Origin of the sequence: Haloferax massiliensis (genome assembly GCF_001368915.1) — an archaeon.
GTDB classification, from domain to species: domain Archaea; phylum Halobacteriota; class Halobacteria; order Halobacteriales; family Haloferacaceae; genus Haloferax; species Haloferax massiliensis.
The window spans coordinates 327,766-341,723 of record NZ_CSTE01000002.1; the positions used below are offsets into that span (position 1 = coordinate 327,766).

Genomic DNA, 13,958 nt, shown 5'->3' on the forward strand with positions numbered 1-13,958 from the left:
TTTCCGAGGCTCGCTTCGCTCGCCTCGCAAAAATCTGGACAAAAAACAGCCGAACTAGCCTACAGCCGCTTCGACACGTAACACCCACCTTTTTCCGAGGCTCGCTTCGCTCGCCTCGCAAAAATCTGGACAAAAAACAGCCGAACTAGCCTACAGCCGCTTCGACACGTACGGGCCGTCTTGGTGGTAGCCGAGTTTCTCCTTGTAGTACTGCCGGACGCCGATGCCCGAGATGACCGAAATCTTGTCGTAGCCGGCGTCTCGGGACAGTTCCTCGGCGTGCGCGAGGAGCTTCTTCCCGTAGCCCTTGTGTTGCCAGTCGCCGTCGGCACCGATTCCCGCCTCGGAGCCGTACACGTGGAGTTCGCGGACGAGCGCCGCGTCCCGCAGTTCGCGGCGGACCGGATTGCCGGGGAACCGGAGGCGACAGAAGCCGACGAGCAGGTCCTCGACGGGGTCCTCGAACGAGATGAAGTGCTCCGTGCCGCCGGCGACCTCGTAGGTCATCACGTCGAGTTCGATGCGCTCCGGGTCCGGGTCGGCCTCGTTCATGCCGACCTCGCGGGCGCGGATGTCCCGCTGGACGATGCCGCGCTCCTCGGCGCGCTGGGCGGCCAGTTGCCGGAGGTTGGACTTCCAGACGCCGGCGTCGATGAAGTCCGCGGGGATGTCTCGCTGGACGCGCTGGAGGCGGGTGTACTTCGGAATCATGCCCATGACCTCCGCGACGATGTCGGCGGCCTCCTCGTTGTTCAGCGGGTCGTACTCGTCGCGCCGCCACATGTCGTAGGTGACGGTGTCGCGGACGATGAGCGTCGGGTAGATTTTGAGGTAGTCGGGCCGCCAGTCGCTGTTTTCGAACAACTGGCGGAAGTCCTCCAGACACATCTCCTTGGTCATGCCCGGCTGGCCGGGCATCATGTGGAAGCCGACCTTGAACGCCGAGTCGCGGAGCCGGCGGTTGGCGTCGATGGAGGCCTGCACGCCGTGGCCGCGGTGCATCTCGCGGTTGATGCGCTCGTAGGTCGTCTGGACGCCGACTTCGACCTTTGTCGCGCCCAAATCGAGCATCCGGTCTATCTGCTCGGGGTCGCACCAGTCGGGCTTCGTCTCGAACGTCGTCCCGATGTTCCGGATGTCGTTCGTCTCGTTTTCCGCGATGACGTCCTCGATGTACTTGAACTCGACATCTTCGGGGTCGGGCTTGAACGACCTGTCTTCCGCCGGCTCGGGCTCCTTGTCGAGGTCGTAGTCGTTCATGGCTTCGAGCGCGCGCTTGACGAACCACTCCTGGTAGTCGTGGCTCCGGGCGGTCATCGTCCCGCCCATCAGGATGAGTTCGACCTTGTCCACGGGGTGGCCGATGTGTCGAAGCTGTTCGAGCCGGAGCGTGACCTGTCCGTAGGGGTCGTAGTCGTTCTGGACGCCGCGGGCGGCCGCGGGCTCGTGGCCCGTGTACGACTGCGACGAGGAGAACTCGCTCGCGGGGCCGCCGGGACAGTAGAGGCACTTCCCGTGGGGGCACATGTGCGGCGAGGTCATGATGGCGACCGGCGAGACGCCGGAGGCGGTGCGGACGGGCTTGCGCTGGACGACCTCCTTGACCTCCTCGCGGCGGTCTTCCGGGGCGTACTGCAGAATCTCGGCGTTCTTCGGGACCTTCGGCGAGGAGTGTTCCGAACAGGCGTCGAGCTTTGCCGATTCGAGGTCGTCGCGGTCGACGTCGCCCGCGAGGATGCGCTCGACGAGCGCCTCGCAGGTCCGCTCGAACGCCTCGGACTCCGTCTCGGTCTCGGCGCTCACGGACACACCTCCCGTTCGGCGACGCGGTGACGGTTCATGGGCGCGAATCGGGTCGTTTCGTGGATAAGCGTGTCGCTCGGGAGGCTGGAATACAGCCCTCCGTCGAACCGCGCGAGGAGGAGTCTGGATTGCGGCTTAGAACTGCTCGGCGGCGGCGTCGAGGACGGCTTCGAGCGCCTCGTCGCGCGCGCCGGTCAGGAACTCGATGCGACCTTCGCGGATGCCCGCGGCGGCGAGGCCGGCGGCGGGCGCTTTCTCGGCGGCCGACTCGACGACCGCGCGGAGGTCGAGGTCGCCCGTGGCGCGGAGGTAGAGTTCGTCCATGCCGAGCGCGACGGTCACGAAGGCGTCGCCCTCGCGGGTGCGGCGGTGGAGTTCGTCCACGAGCAGGCCCGTCGGCGGGAAGTCGAAGCGGTGACTGTAGGCGTCGGAGTCGAGGACGGCCGCGGAGATGGCACCGACCTCGCGGCGTTCGAGGTTCGCCTGCGCCGTCTCGATTTCGGCTTCGAGCTTGATGCGGAACTGCTCGGAGACGTGGCCGGCGAGGCCCTCGTCGGCGTCGAACAGCAGGTCGGCGATGAGTTCGCGCTTGTCCTGATACGACTGGTAGTAGGCCTCCAGCGCGACGGCCTCGCGGAGTTCGCTGACGCGGTCGGCGTCGAAGCCGTGCGACTCGGCGAGGTCGAGGTACTGCTGCGGGCAGTTCTCCCAGTAGCTGACGGCGGGGAGGTGCGACACGTCGTCGCGCACGTCGTCGTTGACGGCGACAGAAAGCGTCGAGGCGAGCGCGCCGACCGAGAGGTCGCGGGCGTCGGCTCCCTCGCGGGCGGGGTTGACGAGCACGTCGACTTCCTCGGCGACCTCGTCGTCGGCGGGCGCGGCGTCGACGACGACGCGCTCGGAGCCGTAGACGCCGAGCAGGCCGAGACCGTCGAGGGACTCGGCGGTCGAGCCGGCGCCGAGGAGAAGCACGAGCGGGAGCTTCTCGTCGTGGCGGTCGCGGTCTTCGAGCATCCGCGTCACGTCGTTCGTGGCGGCGTCCATGCCGTAGACGGCCTCTTCGAGCGGCCGGCGGGTGAAGTAGTGGTACTCGGCGTCGTCGCGGGGGTGCTCCTCGCGGATGAGCGGGAGCACGGCGCGCTCGACGGCCGCGCCGGCGACGTAGCCGTCGGCGGTGGCCGTGTGGCGGACGACGATGGGGCGCGATTCGAGGACGGCGCGGCGGATGGCCTCCGCGGCGTCGAGCAGCGACTTGCCGACGGCGGCGACCGGCTCGTGGGCCGCGAGGGGCGCGACGGCGTCCGGGCGGGCCTCGTCCGAGAGGGCGTCCGCGAGGCGCTGGGCCACGGTGTCGGCCTCGTCGCCGCCGAGAATCGTCAGCTCCTCGGTCTCTATCTGGAGTTCGCCGCGGCGGCGCTCGACCTCGCCGTCGATGCGGACGTAGTCGCCCACTTCGACGTCGGGGTACGCGCGGACGCCGGCCTCGACGAAGGCCGCGCAGTCGGCGATGGCCGTCTCGTCGCGGAGTTCGAACACCGTCGGGCCGCCCGTCTGGCGGACGCTGGCGATTTCGCCCTCGACGCGAATCACGTCGCCGACGCGGTCGTCGATGCTGTCGAGCGTCACGCGCGCTGCCTCGGCGTCGTCGGCGTCAGCGTCGGACTCGACTTCCTGCTCGGCGTCGGTGTCGTCCTGCTCGGGCTCCGACTCGGGTTCGCTCTCCGATTCCGTCTCGACTTCCTGCTCGGGCTCGCCGTTGGCGGCGATGTCGTCGACGACGTCGCCGGCGGTCGGCGCGCGGTCCTCGTCTCCGGCGTCGGACTCGGACTCGGACTCGGACGCGGCGTCCTGCTCGGGTTCGGGTTCGGGTTCGGGTTCAGCTTCCTGTTCGGGTTCCGATTCGGGCTCAGACTCGGATTCGACCGTCTCGGACGACGTGCTCGCGCCGGCGGGCTTCGTCGTCTTGCCGGTCTTGGGGCGCGTCTTGACGGTCGCCGGGCCACTGCTCTCGGCTTCCTTCTCGACGGGCTGGCCGTCGGCGTCGCCGTCGGGGTCGTGGATGCGAGCGCCGCGGAACTCCGAGTCGGACTGGCGAATCGACCAGCCGAGGTCGATGTTGCCGTTGTCGCGGACGTTCTTCACCTGGACGAACACCTCGTCGCCCGGCTCCCAGTCGAGGGATTCGAGGCGGCGGTCGAGTTCGCTGCGGTGCAGTAAGCCGGTCACGTTCGAAGCGAGGTCGACGAAGACACCGAAGTCGGCGTAGCCGTCGACGGTGCCTTTGTAAAATCGGCCGGGGACGAGCTGGTGGGGGCTATTGCCCCGGAATTCGAACCAGACGTCCTCCTCGTGCGTAATCCAATCCATTGCGTTGAGCAAACAACCCCTAACTAAAACGATTGTCGAAAAACGCTCAGGCGAAATTCGCGCGTTCGCGGGCGGAAAAACGGCGTTCGGTCGGTCGAAACGGGCGAAATACGGGGGGAGATTGGCTCAGACGAGCGCGAGCGCGGCGGCGAGTTCCGAGAGGGCGCGGAAGCCGCCGAAGGCGTAACCGAAGACCAGACCGGCGGGGACGGCGGCCGCGACCGCGGCCTTCGGAACCGTCGTCCGGTGGACCTCGCTGATGCCGACGACGAGGAGTACCGCCCCGTAAACCGCACAGAGCGCGCGGACGCCGGGAATCGGGAGGCTGGCGAAGGCACAGGGCGCGGCGGCGTAGGCGATGACCTGCACCGTCTCGCTCACCCCCGCGCGGCGGGACAGAAGCGGGATGAGAAGCGCCGTCTGGATGGCCGCCGTCAGGTGGAGCAGCGCCGGCGCGACGAACAGCGCGACGACGAGCAGGGCGACGAGCGCCGACACGAGCGGGCCGCCCTCGATGGCCGGAATCGTCGCCGGCGCGAGGGCGAACCCGAGGCCCTGATAGACGAGCGCGACCGCGATGGCGAACACGAGGCCGGGCGCTTGGTCGCCGGGGGCGACGCCGTCGCGGAAGAACCGGCGGGGGCGAACGACCACGGCGACCCACGCGCGCAGGAGGCCGGTCAGCCCGCGGTCGCGGCCCTCCCGTGGGGTTTCGACCCAAGTAGTCACGCTAGCCTCTAGTCCCGCCGGAGGGTATGACAGTTCCGACACCGCGCCTCGTAGGACTCCTCCGCGCCGACGAGGATGGTGGGGTCGTCCACGTGGGCGGGTTCGCCGTCGATGAGTCGCTGGTTCCGGGTCGCCGGCTCGCCGCAGACGGTGCAGATGGCTTGGAGCTTGTCGACGTACTCGGCGAGCGCCATCAGTTGGGGAAGCGGGTCGAACGGCTCGGCGCGGAACGTCTGGTCGGTCCCGGAGACGACGACGCGCTTGCCGTCGGCGGCCAGCGCCTCGCAGACGTCGACCAGTTCGGCGGAAAAGAAGTTCGCCTCGTCGATGGCGACCACGTCCTCGCCGTTGAGTTCCTCGGCGATTTGCCAGACGCCCTCTCCCTCGGAGGGGACGACGCTCGCCTCCCACGAGCGACCGGCGTGAGAGCCGACCGTCGTCTCGCCGTAGCGGTCGTCGAGCTGGGGCTTGAACACCGAAATCTCCTGTCCCGCGATTTCGGCCCGGCGGAGGCGTCGGAGGAGTTCCTCCGTCTTCCCCGAGAACATAGAGCCGGAGATGACCTCTATCCATCCGCTCTGCGTGATGGCGTGCATATCCTGACTGGGGGACGAGGAGAGTCAAAACGATTGTTCATCTGCCGCGACGGGCGGGAGTCAAGACGGGTCGGTCCACCGAACCCGCGCCGCGTTCGAAACGGCGCGTGGCGACTGCTCAGTCGTCCGCGCCGACGTTCTCGCCGCTTTCGAACGTCGGGGGCTCGGGCTCGATGTTGGCGTAGACGACCGCGTCGCGGCCGAGTCGCTCGACCCGCTCGCGCAGGTCCTCGCTCGCGAGGTCGTCGCCGTCGAACGACGAGGAGACGCGGGGGATGGCGACCTGATGGGGGAGCACCCACGAGTTCAGCGACCGACAGACAGACCGGAGGTGTTCGAGGGCCGTCACGGGGAACGAGCCGCCGGCGACGGCGAGGAGGCCCACGGTCTTCTCGCCGAACTCGTCGAAGCCGCAGTAGTCCAGCGCGTTCTTGAGAACGCCGGAGTACGAGCCGTGGTAGACCGGCGTGCCGAGGATGACCGCGTCCGCGCCGTCGACGACGCGGACGAGTTCGGCCGAATCGCCCTGCTCGTCGAAGTCGGCGTCGAGCGGCGGGAGGTCGTACTCGCGGAGGTCCACGAGCTCCGTCGTGCCGCCGGCGGCCGACGCGCCGGCGAGGACGTGTTCGAGTGCCAATCGGGTGTAGCTGTGGTCGCGGAGACTGCCGCAGACGGCGACCACGTGTGGTTGCGTCATACCCTGTGTCTCCGTGACTGCGTGAAAACCTCGTCGGCCGCACCCGGTCGTGTCGGACGGGCGCAACACACAGGGAGCCGGGGGACGAAAGCCGGATATGAACGTCGTCTTCCACGTCTCCAGCGCCGACCTCGGCGACTGGCGACACGCCATCCGCAACGTCCGAAACCTGCTCGACGACGAGACGGTCGAGACGGGGAACATCACCCTCCTCGCCAACGGCGACGCGGCGCTTCTGTTCCTCGCAGACTCTCCGGTCCGCGACCGTCTCGACCCGCTGTTCGAGGCCGGCGTCCGCTGTTGCGCCTGTCGGAACTCCCTCGACGGCCGCGGCGTCGACGCCGACCGACTGGCCGACGGCGTCGAGGTGGTCCCATCCGGCGTCGGCGAACTCGTGACGCGACAGGCGGCGGGCGACGCGTATCTGAAAGTGCCGTAGGCGTCGGCGCGCGTCACCCCGAACCGGCGAACTCCCGGAGCACCGTCGCCTCGGCCTTTCGGAGTAGCTCGCCGGCCGTACTCGTCGAGCAGTCGAGTGCGTCAGCCACGTCCGCGACCGACCCCTCGCGAGGGATTTCGTAGTAGCCGGTCGAGACCGCGGTCTCCAGCGCGGCCCGCTGTCGGTCGGTGAGCTGTGAGGGGGACCGCCGCCGGTCGAAGGGCCGCACGCGTTCGACCGTGACGTCGCCGAGCGCCGCGATGTCGTCGTGAAACGCGCTAAGCGCCGATACCTCGCCGACCGCCTCGAACCGGACGGAGCCGGTGGCGTGGAACACCACCGGCGGGAGGAATATCACCCGCGAGTCGGCGATGACCCCGAGAAGCGGGTCCGCGAACTCGTAGTCGCGCTGGTGCAGGAAGCCGTAGGTCCCTCCCGCGCCCTCGACGAAGTGCGCCCGCACGAGCGAATCGACGCCCGAGACGAGCGCGTCGGCCGCGTCTCGGTCGCCGTCGAACCAGAACAGCGTCGTCGCGTCGGCGGTCGGACTCCACATCAACAGCTCCGCCCGGTCGACCGGCGAGTCGCGTATCATCCCCCGCTGGAGCGGATGGACCAGTCGGTCCGGGTAATCGACCGAAAACTGGGCGTGTTTCATTCCGTTTCGGAGAACAGTTCCGCTGACCGATACATCAAACGCGGTGATGCGATTCGGCGGGGGCCGTCGGTTCCGACGGGCCAGCCGAATCGACCGGGTCGAGCGACCGCGCGGCCCGGCGCTGTTCGTCCAGCACGCCGGGAGCGCTTCGGAGGAGCGTCCGGAGGTGGTCCGCGCCGCGTACTTCTCGAAGTCGCGCGCCGGATATCTCCGATTCGAGGCGTCTCACGCCGGCTATCGGGACGTTCGTGTCGGCGTCACCGTGCCACAGGGACACGTCGGTCTCGATGTCGTCGAGGGGGACGTCCCACGGCGCGGCCGCGGTTCGGAAGTCGTCGACGACGCCACGTCGCGACCGACTGACCGCCGCCACGAAGTCGTCTCGGACCACCACGGCGACCCCGTCCGGAACCGTCTCGGCGTCGTCGGCCGTGTACTGCGCGACGACGACTGAGGGGTCGAGCACCCCGGCGAGCCACGCCTGTCCGCGGAAGAGATAGCTGAGGAGCGCCGGCGCGTTCGTCGCCAACCACGACAGGAACCGCTGTGTTCGGGGCGTCTCCTCGCGCGTTTCCGGTGGGACCGCCCCGGCGACGACGCTCACGTGTCGAACCCCGTCCGGCCGCGCCGCCGCGACAGCCAGCGCGTCGCGGCTCCCGCCGGAGAACGCGACGAGCCCCGCCGACTGCGCGCCGATGTCGTCGAGAAGCGCGTCGAAGAAGTCCCCGGAGGGAGTCGGCGCGGACCCCTGGCTCGGGTCGCCCGGTTCCTCGGACGTCGGGCGCGACGACGAACGACCGTAGCCGGGTCTGTCGGGGGCGAGCACTCTGATTCCGCGTTCCTCGGCCGCCGCGTCGAACAGCGCCCCGAGCAGACGCGACCCCGGCGCGCCGTGGAGGAACACAACCGGAACTCCGTCGGAATCGCCGTACTCGGCGTACGTGAGTCGCCGTCCGCCGTCCAGCGCGAGGGTCTTCGCTTCGGCGGACTCGGCGGCTTCACGAGGGTCGGACGGCGACGCGTCAGGTGTTGCCATCGACTGTACGTAGTCGGAGACGGGGAGTGCGACTGGTGCCGGACTAGTGCGGTGGGATAAATGCGGGCGGCGAGTCGGTCGCGGCGAGAACCGCCGGCGGAGCGCGGGCTACTTCGCCAGCGAGACGCGGACGCCGTCGTCACCTTCTGCGACATCGACGAGGCCGTCTGATTCGAGGTCGTCCACGAGGCCGCGGAGCCACTCCGCGCCCGTGTCGCCGCCGTAATCGACGCGGACCCGCGGCCCCAACTCCGAGAGGCCGAGTTCGTCGTACTCGCCGAGCACCCTGACGACCCGCCCGCGGAACTGCCGGCGGCTTCCCTCGAAACTCGGTTGCGTCGGCACGTCGGGCGCGGTGAAGTCGCCCGTCTCGTAGGCGTGGCAGAACCGCCGCCACGGGCAGCCGGACTCGTCGCAGGTCGGCGTCTTCCCGCAGGCGACCCCGCCGAGTTCCATGATGGCGTTGTTCCAGACGCGGGACTCGCCGTCGGGCATGAGTTCCGAGGCGGCGGCCTCGAACGCCGCGTCGTCGTCGGGGACCGCGAAGGCGCGGTGGAGCACCCGCTTGACGTTGGTATCGACCACCGCGTCGCCGTTGTTGAACGCGAAGGAGGCGACCGCGTTGGCGGTGTACGGGCCGACGCCCATCAGTTCCGAGAGGCCGTCGGGCGTCCGGGGGAACTCGCCGCCGTGGTCTTCTTCGACCTGCCGGGCGGCCTCGTGGAGGTACTTCGCGCGGTTGTTGTAGCCCAGTCGATGGTCCGTCCAGAAGCCGACCACGTCGGCGCGGTCGGCCGCCGCGAGGTCGGCCGCCGTCGGCCACTCGTCGAGGAACGCCTCCCACGCCTCGACCACGCGGCCGAGTTGGGTCTGCTGGCTCATCACCTCGGAGACGAGAATCTCGTAGGGGTCGTCGGTGCGCCGCCACGGGAAGTCCCGGTGGTCGGCCTCGTACCACTCGGTGAGCGCGGACTGGACTGCTTCGCGGTCGAGGTCGGCGGGGAGTTCGGACGGCGCGTCGCTCATCGCCCCGGCTTGGGACGGCCCGCGTTTAGCCGTGGCGATGCCGAACGGTCATCAGACGACCGTGTTTACGAGGTCCACTTCGTACGTGGTTCCCTCGTACTCGACGAGCGGGGGACCGCGGCCGGTCGCCCGATTCTCCGATATCTCGTATAGCCGGTCTTTGAGCGCGTCGAAGTCGTCGGAGAGCGGTTCGCACTCGTCTACCTCTCCCTCGATTGCGCGTTCGAACACCGCGCGCTCGGCGTCGGAGAGGTCGTCGAGCGGAACGACGAGTTCCTCGTGAACGAAGGCGGCGAACGCCGCCCGGTCTTCGCCGACCTGTTCGAGCGTGTATCTGAAAGTCTCCTCTTCGACGGTTCGCGTCTCGCCGACGGTCACCTCGAACGGTCGCCCATCGTAGCGTACCCAGACGGTTCCGGCGTCGATGAGTCGAGAGTCGGCACCGTCGGGATAGACGTACGCGTATCCGCCGACCGAGAATCCTCGCGGGCCGTCGCCGTTCTCGAAATTCTCGCTCGGATACGCGGCGAGGAACGCCTCGCGGTCGGCCTTCGGGAGTTCGGCGAAGTCGAAGACGGTCGCTCCAACCGTCGGCGGCGACTCGTTTCGGTCGTATTCGATTCCGACCTCGCGGGCGGTGCGTTCTCGCGTCTCGGTTCGCTCGCGTTCGACGCGGTAGTACGCGCCGTCGTGTTCGACGTAGTCGCCCGAATCGAGCGGGAGATGGCGGTACGTACTGTACGTAGCCTCCCCCTCGTTGGCCGCAGTTGCGACGAGATTCGACACCGTGTCTGCGTGCTCGTGGAAGTCCTGCGTCACGGTATCGACCAGTTCGGGGTCGGAGAGTGCCGTCGCTTCGAGCGAGTAACTGGAGGGACAGCTACTGCCGGGGAGCCCGCCGAGACAGCCCGAGAGAAGGGCCGAACCGGCCACGAGGCCGCCGAGGAGGGAGCGGCGAGAGAGTTCCGGGGACATGCGCGGAAATTGCCGAATCACCAGTAAGTGTCTTCTGTCGGGGACCGCCACCACCGACCGACCGGCGGGACGCACAGCGAACAGCTACCGCGGTCGAAACGCGTATCCCCGTGACGGCCCCATCGCCGGGCGATGACGCTCGACGAACTCACAGACGACGTTGACGCGGCCTACGGAGACCTCGGCGACAGCCTCGACGTGTCGCTCGACCGCGAGACGCGACACGAACTCGCCATGCTCGTCGCCCTGTTCGACCCCGACGACGCGGACGAACTCGTCCGCCGGGCGGTCCACGCGCTGTTCCAGTCGGAACTCGACCGCGGCCAGCTCGACTTCCACCTCCGGCAGGGCTACGACGTGACCTACGACGAGTACCTCGCGGGGATGACCTACGAGGAGATGACCGGGCAGTCGCAGGCCCCGCCGCGGGACGACGTGCGACGCTACCAGATGTAACCGCGGCCGAGGTTGGGTATCTGTAATCGCGGTCGAGACGGGGCGTTCAGACGATTTCGGCCTCGATTTCGACGCCGTCGATGCGGCGGTAGCGGTGGGCTCCGTCGTCGCCGTCGCCGTCGCTGTCGTCGCCCCGGACGACTTCGAACGCCCGGAGGAGCATCACCAGTCGCTCCTCGCCGAGGGTGGCGCGGAGGACGACGCCCTCGCCGGTGACGACCACGTAGGGCGGTGCGGCGACCGGCGGCGCGGCCATCGGCCGGCCGGTGGCAGTCACCGCGTCGGCGAGCGCCCGCGGCAGGCGAGAGAGCGCGCCGGAGCCGTCGAGGGCGCGCCTGAACGGGGGTACGACGCGCTCGCGGTCGGTCACCGAGTCGCCGTCCCACTCGGCGGCGACGGCGATGGCGCACTGGCCGACGACGGTCAGCAGTCGCTCGTGGTCGTCGCGGAGCACGCGGACGGCCTCCTCGGCGGCCCCGGTGGCGGGTGTCACGTCAGTCACGACCCGAGGTGCGTCGTCCCCGGATAAAAACCTCCGTCGAGTCGTCGGGTCGGGCGGCGACGGCGGCGCTAGGGTGCGGCCACGCCGACCACGTCCGACAGCGCGGCGTCGAGGAGGTCGACCGCGAGGTCGAGTTCGCGCTCGGTCACGTCGAGCGGCGGCAGGAGTCGGAGCGACCGCGCGCCGCATCCGAGGGTGAGCAGGCCGCGCTCGAAGGCGGCGTCGACGACCGCGTCACGGCGCTCTTCGGTGTCGAACTCGACGGCGACCATCAGTCCGAGGCCGCGCACGTCGACGACTTCCGCGAGCGACTCGGTCGCCGATTCGAGGCGTGACCGGAGGGACGCGCCCTTTTCAGCCGCGTTGGCCGCGAGGTTCTGTTCCTCGATGAGTTCCAGCGTGAGCGCCCCCTGCATCGCCGCGAGGACGTCGCCCGCGCCCCACGTCGACGAGAGCCGAGCCTCCTCCTCGGGGAAGACGTCGCTCCGCGAGATGGTCGCACCGACCCGGAGCGCCTTGGCGCTGGTGATGACGTCGGGTTCGAGCGCGTAGTGGTCCGAGGCCCACATCTCGCCGGTCCGCGCGACGCCCGACTGAATCTCGTCGGCGATTATCGTGATGTCGTGGGCGTCGCAGAGCGCGTTCACCTCGCGCATGAACTCGTCGCTCGGGACGCGGTAGCCGCCTTCGCCCTGCACGGGTTCGAGGATGAGAAACGCAACTTGGTCGGCGGGGAGATGCCCGTTCGCCCCGTCGAGTTTGGCGCGCAGTCGCTCGACGCCCTCCATGGAGTACGGCACGTCGACGATGCCCGACACCTCCGGGAACTTCCGGCGGTGGACCGACTTCGAGCGGTTGAGCGAGAGCGCGCCGAGGGTGCGGCCGTGGAACGCGCCCTCGAAGGTGATGCCGTACTTCGGCGTCTCGCAGTTGTCGTAGGCGATTTTGATGGCGTTCTCGACGGCCTCGGCCCCGGAGTTCGACAGGAACACCGTGTCCATGTCGTACTGGCCCGTGACCTCGGTCAGGAGGTCCATCAGGTGCGCCGGCCCCGGGAGCGACGTGTCGTCGGGCGTGCCGCCCGTGCTGACGTAGAAGTCCTGACCGGCGATTTTCATCGGATCGACGAGGTCGAACTCCCGCAGTCGGTCGATGAGGTCCGGGTTGTTGTAGCCGAGCGGCGCGGCCGCGACGTGGCTCGTGAAATCGAGGAGGACGTTGCCGTCGGGGTCGGTACAGAACGGACCGACCGCGTCTCTGGTCACGTCCCAGACGAAGTCGTAGACGTACGTGCTCGGCGCGGCGGACCGCTGGTGGTACGAGACCCACTGCTCCGCCTTCGGGCCGGGGAACTCACCGACGCTCGGCTCGACCGTGTCTCGGTTCATACGCAACAGATTGGACATACATACATAAAATTTTGCTAAGCAGGCGTATTAGAGCAAGTAATTGTCCGAATGGGTGTTGTTTGTTTCTAAATATCGGAGATGTATTTGATATATACAGGCGGTTCGTCGAGCGTCGACCGGTGCGTTCGTTCGACGGTCGGACGTGGGTCCGGGCGAACAGCGACCAATCGCGGGGGACGGTGTCACACGACACGGCGCGCGCGGTCGCTCTCTCGTTTGATATATCCAGACGCGGCGAACTCGAACGCCGGGGTCACCGATTTCGCTCGAAAACCGCGGTTTCGAGGTTCAGTTCGATGAGATTCGCCGTCTCCGTCACGAGTTCGGGAACCTCGGTCTCGAACCGCTCGCCGGTGAGTCTGCTGGTCGGCGCGGTCACGCTGACCGCGCCGCAAACCGCGCCGTCGACGCCGCGAACCGGCGCACCCACCGAGCGCATCCCGCGGATTTCCTCCTCGTCGTTGACGGCGTAGCCGCGTTCGCGGACCCGTTCGAGTGCTGCGAACAGTTCGTCGCGGTCCGTAATCGTGTTCTCGGTCTGGCCGACGAGGCCCTCGCTGTCGAGTATCGACCGGACCCGGTCGTCGTCGAACTGCGAGAGGAGCGCCTTCCCGCTGGCGCTGTAGTGGAGGTGTTGGGGCGTCTCCCGCATCCTGAGGTGGTAGTCGGTGGCGACGGCGTCGTCGCCGCGACTCTCGTAAATCGTCACCTCGCGGCCCCGGTGTTCGACCGTGAGATGGGCGTACTCGTGGGTGGTGGCGGCGAGCGCGTCGACCTCCTCTTTGCCCGCGCGGTACAGCGGCGTCTCGTTTCTGACGCTCTCGCCGAGGGTGACAAAGCGGAAGCCGAGCCGATAGGACTGCCCCGTTCGCGTGAGGAACCCCTCGTCTTCGAGCGTGGCGAGGTAGGTGTGTATCGTCCCCTTCGACGCGTCGAGTTCCGCGCAGATCTCGCCGAGCGTCGGGTTCGAAAGCCGCTGGACCACGGAGACGATTCGGCTCGCGGTCTGGACCGACTTGATTCGCCGCGGCTCGTCTCCGGCGTCTCCCTCGCTCATCGCTCCTCGACGTGGAACGTCACGCTGTCTGCCAGTGCCTTCGGTTCCGCGTCGGCGACCAGCCGGGCGTTCGCGCCGGAGAGGTACGGAGCGACGAGGTCCGCGGCCTCGGACCCCTCCGCAGCCGCCCCGCCCCGACTCGCTGTGTCGTCCGGACTCATGAGACGACCCGTCGAGGCGCGCCGAGTTATAGCTATCCGAACCCCGA

At 68.5% G+C, this 13,958-nt stretch carries 15 protein-coding genes; 2 read left to right on the forward strand and 13 right to left on the reverse strand.

Going from position 1 to position 13,958, the window contains the following annotated elements; all coding sequences use genetic code 11:
• Positions 1 to 150: 150 nt before the first annotated feature.
• The 5 genes from BN996_RS05760 to BN996_RS05780 form a co-directional block, all read right to left on the reverse strand.
• Positions 151 to 1,809: a tRNA uridine(34) 5-carboxymethylaminomethyl modification radical SAM/GNAT enzyme Elp3 gene (locus tag BN996_RS05760; RefSeq protein ID WP_089777569.1), complete on the reverse strand. Its 1,659-nt coding sequence runs from the start codon at positions 1,807 to 1,809 to the stop codon at positions 151 to 153.
• Positions 1,810 to 1,938: 129 nt separating this feature from the next.
• Positions 1,939 to 4,170 carry an exonuclease RecJ4 gene (locus BN996_RS05765; protein WP_089777570.1) on the reverse strand — a complete coding sequence of 744 codons (2,232 nt, stop codon included), beginning with the start codon at positions 4,168 to 4,170 and terminating at the stop codon, positions 1,939 to 1,941.
• A 126-nt stretch (positions 4,171 to 4,296) separates the two neighbouring features.
• Entirely contained in the window at positions 4,297 to 4,824 is a 528-nt protein-coding gene (locus BN996_RS05770) for a YIP1 family protein (protein ID WP_089779842.1), read from the reverse strand.
• A gap of 83 nt (positions 4,825 to 4,907) precedes the next feature.
• Positions 4,908 to 5,495, reverse strand: a complete 588-nt coding sequence (locus BN996_RS05775) for a thymidine kinase (RefSeq protein ID WP_004061202.1) — start codon at positions 5,493 to 5,495, stop codon at positions 4,908 to 4,910.
• A gap of 118 nt (positions 5,496 to 5,613) precedes the next feature.
• Positions 5,614 to 6,192, reverse strand: a complete 579-nt coding sequence (locus BN996_RS05780; protein ID WP_089777571.1) for an NADPH-dependent FMN reductase — start codon at positions 6,190 to 6,192, stop codon at positions 5,614 to 5,616.
• 97 nt (positions 6,193 to 6,289) lie between these two features.
• Here BN996_RS05780 and BN996_RS05785 point away from each other — a divergent pair, with 97 nt between their 5' ends.
• On the forward strand, positions 6,290 to 6,631 hold the full coding sequence (locus tag BN996_RS05785) for a DsrE family protein (RefSeq protein WP_089777572.1): 342 nt from the start codon (positions 6,290 to 6,292) through the stop codon (positions 6,629 to 6,631).
• A 13-nt stretch (positions 6,632 to 6,644) separates the two neighbouring features.
• Here BN996_RS05785 and BN996_RS05790 read toward each other — a convergent pair whose 3' ends face one another.
• From BN996_RS05790 to BN996_RS05805, 4 genes are all read right to left on the reverse strand, one after another.
• Complete coding sequence (locus BN996_RS05790; RefSeq protein ID WP_089777573.1) at positions 6,645 to 7,289, reverse strand: helix-turn-helix domain-containing protein; 645 nt, start codon at positions 7,287 to 7,289, stop codon at positions 6,645 to 6,647.
• A gap of 34 nt (positions 7,290 to 7,323) precedes the next feature.
• Complete coding sequence (locus BN996_RS05795; protein WP_089777574.1) at positions 7,324 to 8,325, reverse strand: alpha/beta fold hydrolase; 1,002 nt, start codon at positions 8,323 to 8,325, stop codon at positions 7,324 to 7,326.
• 108 nt (positions 8,326 to 8,433) lie between these two features.
• Positions 8,434 to 9,351, reverse strand: a complete 918-nt coding sequence (locus BN996_RS05800) for an HhH-GPD family protein (RefSeq protein WP_089777575.1) — start codon at positions 9,349 to 9,351, stop codon at positions 8,434 to 8,436.
• A 51-nt stretch (positions 9,352 to 9,402) separates the two neighbouring features.
• Positions 9,403 to 10,326, reverse strand: a complete 924-nt coding sequence (locus BN996_RS05805) for a DUF7979 domain-containing protein (RefSeq protein ID WP_089777576.1) — start codon at positions 10,324 to 10,326, stop codon at positions 9,403 to 9,405.
• 132 nt (positions 10,327 to 10,458) lie between these two features.
• Here BN996_RS05805 and BN996_RS05810 point away from each other — a divergent pair, with 132 nt between their 5' ends.
• Entirely contained in the window at positions 10,459 to 10,782 is a 324-nt protein-coding gene (locus BN996_RS05810; protein ID WP_004969267.1) for a ribbon-helix-helix protein, read from the forward strand.
• 46 nt (positions 10,783 to 10,828) lie between these two features.
• On the opposite strand, the gene BN996_RS05815 is transcribed toward BN996_RS05810, so the two are convergent.
• The 4 genes from BN996_RS05815 to BN996_RS20030 all read right to left on the reverse strand — a co-directional run bounded on the left by BN996_RS05815 (position 10,829) and on the right by BN996_RS20030 (position 13,911).
• Positions 10,829 to 11,284, reverse strand: coding sequence for a DUF7988 family protein (locus BN996_RS05815; protein ID WP_089777577.1), 456 nt, complete (start codon positions 11,282 to 11,284; stop codon positions 10,829 to 10,831).
• A 68-nt stretch (positions 11,285 to 11,352) separates the two neighbouring features.
• Positions 11,353 to 12,672, reverse strand: coding sequence for a class-III pyridoxal-phosphate-dependent aminotransferase (locus tag BN996_RS05820; protein ID WP_089777578.1), 1,320 nt, complete (start codon positions 12,670 to 12,672; stop codon positions 11,353 to 11,355).
• A 274-nt stretch (positions 12,673 to 12,946) separates the two neighbouring features.
• Entirely contained in the window at positions 12,947 to 13,750 is an 804-nt protein-coding gene (locus tag BN996_RS05825) for an IclR family transcriptional regulator (RefSeq protein ID WP_089777579.1), read from the reverse strand.
• Positions 13,747 to 13,911, reverse strand: coding sequence for a hypothetical protein (locus tag BN996_RS20030; RefSeq protein WP_167344109.1), 165 nt, complete (start codon positions 13,909 to 13,911; stop codon positions 13,747 to 13,749). Before BN996_RS20030 ends, BN996_RS05825 begins: the two co-directional genes overlap by 4 nt.
• Positions 13,912 to 13,958: the final 47 nt, after the last annotated feature.

What these genes read in the sequence shown, in the direction of transcription:
- BN996_RS05805 (WP_089777576.1), bottom strand. Translation starts at nt 10,326, where the DNA reads ATGTCCCCGGAACTCTCTCGCCGCTCCCTCCTCGGCGGCCTCGTGGCC.
- BN996_RS20030 (WP_167344109.1), bottom strand. Translation starts at nt 13,911, where the DNA reads ATGAGTCCGGACGACACAGCGAGTCGGGGCGGGGCGGCTGCGGAGGGG.
- BN996_RS05785 (WP_089777572.1), top strand. Translation starts at nt 6,290, where the DNA reads ATGAACGTCGTCTTCCACGTCTCCAGCGCCGACCTCGGCGACTGGCGA.
- BN996_RS05780 (WP_089777571.1), bottom strand. Translation starts at nt 6,192, where the DNA reads ATGACGCAACCACACGTGGTCGCCGTCTGCGGCAGTCTCCGCGACCAC.
- BN996_RS05810 (WP_004969267.1), top strand. Translation starts at nt 10,459, where the DNA reads ATGACGCTCGACGAACTCACAGACGACGTTGACGCGGCCTACGGAGAC.
- BN996_RS05825 (WP_089777579.1), bottom strand. Translation starts at nt 13,750, where the DNA reads ATGAGCGAGGGAGACGCCGGAGACGAGCCGCGGCGAATCAAGTCGGTC.
- BN996_RS05800 (WP_089777575.1), bottom strand. Translation starts at nt 9,351, where the DNA reads ATGAGCGACGCGCCGTCCGAACTCCCCGCCGACCTCGACCGCGAAGCA.
- BN996_RS05775 (WP_004061202.1), bottom strand. Translation starts at nt 5,495, where the DNA reads ATGCACGCCATCACGCAGAGCGGATGGATAGAGGTCATCTCCGGCTCT.
- BN996_RS05795 (WP_089777574.1), bottom strand. Translation starts at nt 8,325, where the DNA reads ATGGCAACACCTGACGCGTCGCCGTCCGACCCTCGTGAAGCCGCCGAG.
- BN996_RS05820 (WP_089777578.1), bottom strand. Translation starts at nt 12,672, where the DNA reads ATGAACCGAGACACGGTCGAGCCGAGCGTCGGTGAGTTCCCCGGCCCG.
- BN996_RS05790 (WP_089777573.1), bottom strand. Translation starts at nt 7,289, where the DNA reads ATGAAACACGCCCAGTTTTCGGTCGATTACCCGGACCGACTGGTCCAT.
- BN996_RS05765 (WP_089777570.1), bottom strand. Translation starts at nt 4,170, where the DNA reads ATGGATTGGATTACGCACGAGGAGGACGTCTGGTTCGAATTCCGGGGC.